Consider the following 3357-nt stretch of genomic DNA (forward strand, 5'->3'; position numbering starts at 1 on the left):
CTGCCTTATGGGCAGATCCAGTAATGGGGAGTCGGCGACGACTTGATCACGCTCTTGCGACAGTCGCCGCCAGCCCGGCTCACCATTACGAGGTGCGCTTGAGGAGTGCTATCAGCCTGTCGGACGGCTGGAAGGCTCCCCGTCGCAGATGCGGCGGAATGATCGCCTCCATCGCATCGAGCTTTTCAGTCGGGTCGCCACGCGTGTAGACCTCGGTCGTCGTCAGCGTGGCATGGCCCAGCCATAGCGACACTTTCCGGATGTCATGCGTCGCCTGCAGAACGATCATTGCGCAGGTGTGCCTGAGGACGTGAGGCGAAACGCGCTTCTTGGCGAGACCGGGCTGCTTGCGAGCCGCGGTCGCGGCGTGCTGCTTAAGCAGATAAGCGAAGCCCCATCGGCTCAGCGGCTCTCCCCGGGCGTTGACGAACACCTCGGGCACGGCGGGCTGGCCGCGAATGGCAAGCCATGCGCGCAGTGCTGTGGCTGTGCTCTTCCATAACGGCAGTGTTCGTTCCCTCCGCCCCTTGCCGAGAACGCGGATGCTCATCGACGGCAAGTCGATGTCCTCGATCTTCAGGCCGGTCAGCTCGGATACGCGCAGCCCCGCACAGACAGCCAGGTGCAGCATGGCGCGGTCGCGGATGCCCTCCCACGTCGTGGGATCGGGCGCGTCGAGCACGGCTTGTAACTCCTCCCGCAGTAGATAGGGAACCAAGCGCGCATCCGTCTTCTTGAACGGGATCGCCAGGACGCGGCGGATCTGATCCAGTGCTGCCGGTTGCCGGTACTCGAGGAAGCGGAAGAACGACTTGATCGCCGCCAGTCGCACGTTGCGCGTCACAGCCGCGTTCTTTCGGTTGTCCTCGAGATGCTCGAGGAAGGCGCTCACCAAGCCAGCGTCGATCTGCTCCAACGTTAGCAGGGAGGGTTTGACCTTGAGCTTTTCGGCGGCGAACACGAACAGCAACTGGAAGCTCAGGGCGTAGGAGTCCTGCGTGTGCCGACTGACGCCTCGCTGGCGGGAGAGCGTCTCGCGCAGGAACGCTTCAATGAGAGGAGCGATCGGCGTCATGACTGCCGTCCCTCCGACAGGAACTCTTCGCCGGCCGCAGCGACGTCGCGCATGAGCTCAGCGGTAGCTTCGAGATACCAGTAGGTCGCATAGATGTTGACGTGGCCCATGTAGGTGGCCAGCGCCGCCATATGCGCCCCGCATCGGCTTCGGCCGGCCGGGCTGCCCTGCAGCGCACGCACGGCGAACGTATGCCGCAGATCGTGCAGCCGAGGACGGCGCGTCGTCCTCGATCGGATGCCAGCTATGCCCACCAGCCTGTCGAAGAGCTCTTTAACCGCGATGTAGCGGAGTGCCCGACCACGCTTGTCGATGAACACCGGATCATCGTGCGAGCGCGGCCGTCGATGCGCCAGATAGCGTTCCAGGCCTGCTGCTGCCGTGTCGTGCAGTGGCACCAGGCGCGTCTTGCGGAACTTGGTCTCGCGGATCAGCAGGCCGTCGCCGGTCACGTCGGCAACCGTGAGCCTCAGAGCTTCTGAGATCCGCAACCCGGTGGCCGAGAGCAGCGCGATCAAGGCTGCAAAGGTGAGCGGGCGCAAGCTGCCCTTGGGCCGAAGCCGCAGCGCAGCCTCGATCAGGCGATTGATCTCGTCTGCCGAGTAGATGTGCGGTGTGCGGCGCCTCTTGCGAGCACCGAAGTGATTGGCGGGCGGCAGCTCATGCCCGGCGTCCTCGACTTGGGTGTGGCGCACGAAGCGGCAGATGGCTCTGAGTCGTGCATCGCGTTGCGCCACGGATGGCCCGAGCGCGGCCCATTCGATCGCCGCTTGCGTCTCAACGTGCGTTTGCGCGCGCTCGGCCGCGAAGGCGGCAAAGCTCTTCAGCAGGTACTCCGCATTCGACATCGCGAAGCCCGTGGCGCGGCGCAGGGCGAGATAGGTCTCGATCGCGTCCAGCATCACAGCGCCTCCGGCCAGGGCTGAGCGACCTGCTTCAAGAGCGCGACATCGGCCTTGGCGTAGTAGGCCGTCGTGTCGATGCCTCGGTGGCGGAGGACCAGACCGATCTTCTCGAGCGGAACGCCGCAGCGCAGCATCTCGGTCGCCGCGGTGTGCCGCAGGACGTGCGCCCCCTTTACCGACGTCACGATGCCGGCGCGCTTCATGACGCGCTTCATCACCGACGAGATTCCATCGCCGTTCCGGAACGGTCGGCAAGGCGCGATCGTGCGCAGGAACACGCGATCGCTACGACAGGCGGACGGACGGCATTCGAGATAGGCGGCGATCGCATCCCCGACGTCTTGCGGGAGCGGCAGGCGGACCTCGTAGCGCGCCTTGCCTGTGACCCGGAGCGAGCCCGCCTGCCACTCGATGTCGGTGAGACGGAGTTGCGCCACGTCGCCGGCCCGCAGTCCGAGGCGGGCCAACAACAGCAAGATCGCGAGATCACGTCGACGCGCACTGGTGTCACCATCACAGGCGGCGATCAACTGATTGACCTGCTCGGCCGACAAATATCGCGGCATGTCGGCAAGCTGCCAATGGGCGTAAGCTGGAACGGCGTTGTCGAGACCCGCCTGACAGCAGCCTTCGACTGCAAGGTATCGCAGGAATGCCCGTAGGCTCGTCGTCATCTTCTCGATCGTGCCGCTGCCGCACTTGCTCGCGTGTTCCATGAAGTAGCCGCGAACATCGGCCGGACTCCAGCCAGTCGGGGCGGATCCGAGCGCTATCACTATGCCGGCAGCGTCGCGAGCGTAGAGCCTGATGGTGGCATCGGATGCCCCGCGATGCTTGCGCAGCCAGGCCTTGAAGTCGGTGACCAACTTGGGCTCGGCGGGCGCCGTTACCACGGCCGCGGATCGGCAGACGCCGACCTCGATAAGGTGCCGTCGAAAGAGCCGGGCACCGTAGATGGTGTGGTGGTTCCGCCGGCCGCCTCTGACGCGCGGACACCTGCAGCTGCGCAGGTGCTCGCTGAAGGCCGCCAGATCGATGTCTCCCAGGCTCACGCCGCGCTCGATCATGATGTGGCCGGCATGGGCTGCCGCCCGCAAATAGCGCACGGCCGTGTCTGGGCTGTAGCCTTGCCGTTCGAGTGATGCTGCGAAGCCGTCGAGGTATGGCCCGCTTGGCCCGCTCCGCAGATGCCCCAGAATCTTCGATGCCGAGAAGTAGGTCTCCAACATGTTCGTCCCCGTTTGTGACCGGCCATCAGTGGCCAAGTCGATGGGGCCGCGAGCACACCCAGTTATGGAGACAAGAAGCGCCGAGATTCACAGAAAATGTCAGCGACGCCACGCCGACTCCCCATTACTGGATCTGCCCATAAGGCAG

Annotated in this window: 3 protein-coding genes; all 3 read right to left on the minus strand. The window is 64.9% G+C overall.

Annotation, left to right across the window (positions count from 1 at the left end; all coding sequences use genetic code 11):
* Positions 1-85 precede the first annotated feature (85 nt).
* The 3 genes from NKH49_RS34455 to NKH49_RS34465 are packed head-to-tail and all read right to left on the minus strand — an operon-like array spanning position 86 to position 3209.
* The gene (locus NKH49_RS34455; protein ID WP_352819823.1) at positions 86-1075 is read right to left on the minus strand and encodes a tyrosine-type recombinase/integrase; all 990 of its coding nucleotides are present in this window, start codon (positions 1073-1075) and stop codon (positions 86-88) included.
* On the minus strand, positions 1072-1977 hold the full coding sequence (locus tag NKH49_RS34460) for a tyrosine-type recombinase/integrase (RefSeq protein ID WP_352706844.1): 906 nt from the start codon (positions 1975-1977) through the stop codon (positions 1072-1074). The genes NKH49_RS34455 and NKH49_RS34460 overlap by 4 nt, the downstream gene beginning before the upstream one ends.
* On the minus strand, positions 1977-3209 hold the full coding sequence (locus NKH49_RS34465) for a tyrosine-type recombinase/integrase (RefSeq protein WP_352706841.1): 1233 nt from the start codon (positions 3207-3209) through the stop codon (positions 1977-1979). The genes NKH49_RS34460 and NKH49_RS34465 overlap by 1 nt, the downstream gene beginning before the upstream one ends.
* Positions 3210-3357: the final 148 nt, after the last annotated feature.

The organism is Mesorhizobium sp. M1088 (assembly GCF_040318575.1).
In the GTDB taxonomy this organism is placed as follows: Bacteria; Pseudomonadota; Alphaproteobacteria; order Rhizobiales; family Rhizobiaceae; genus Mesorhizobium.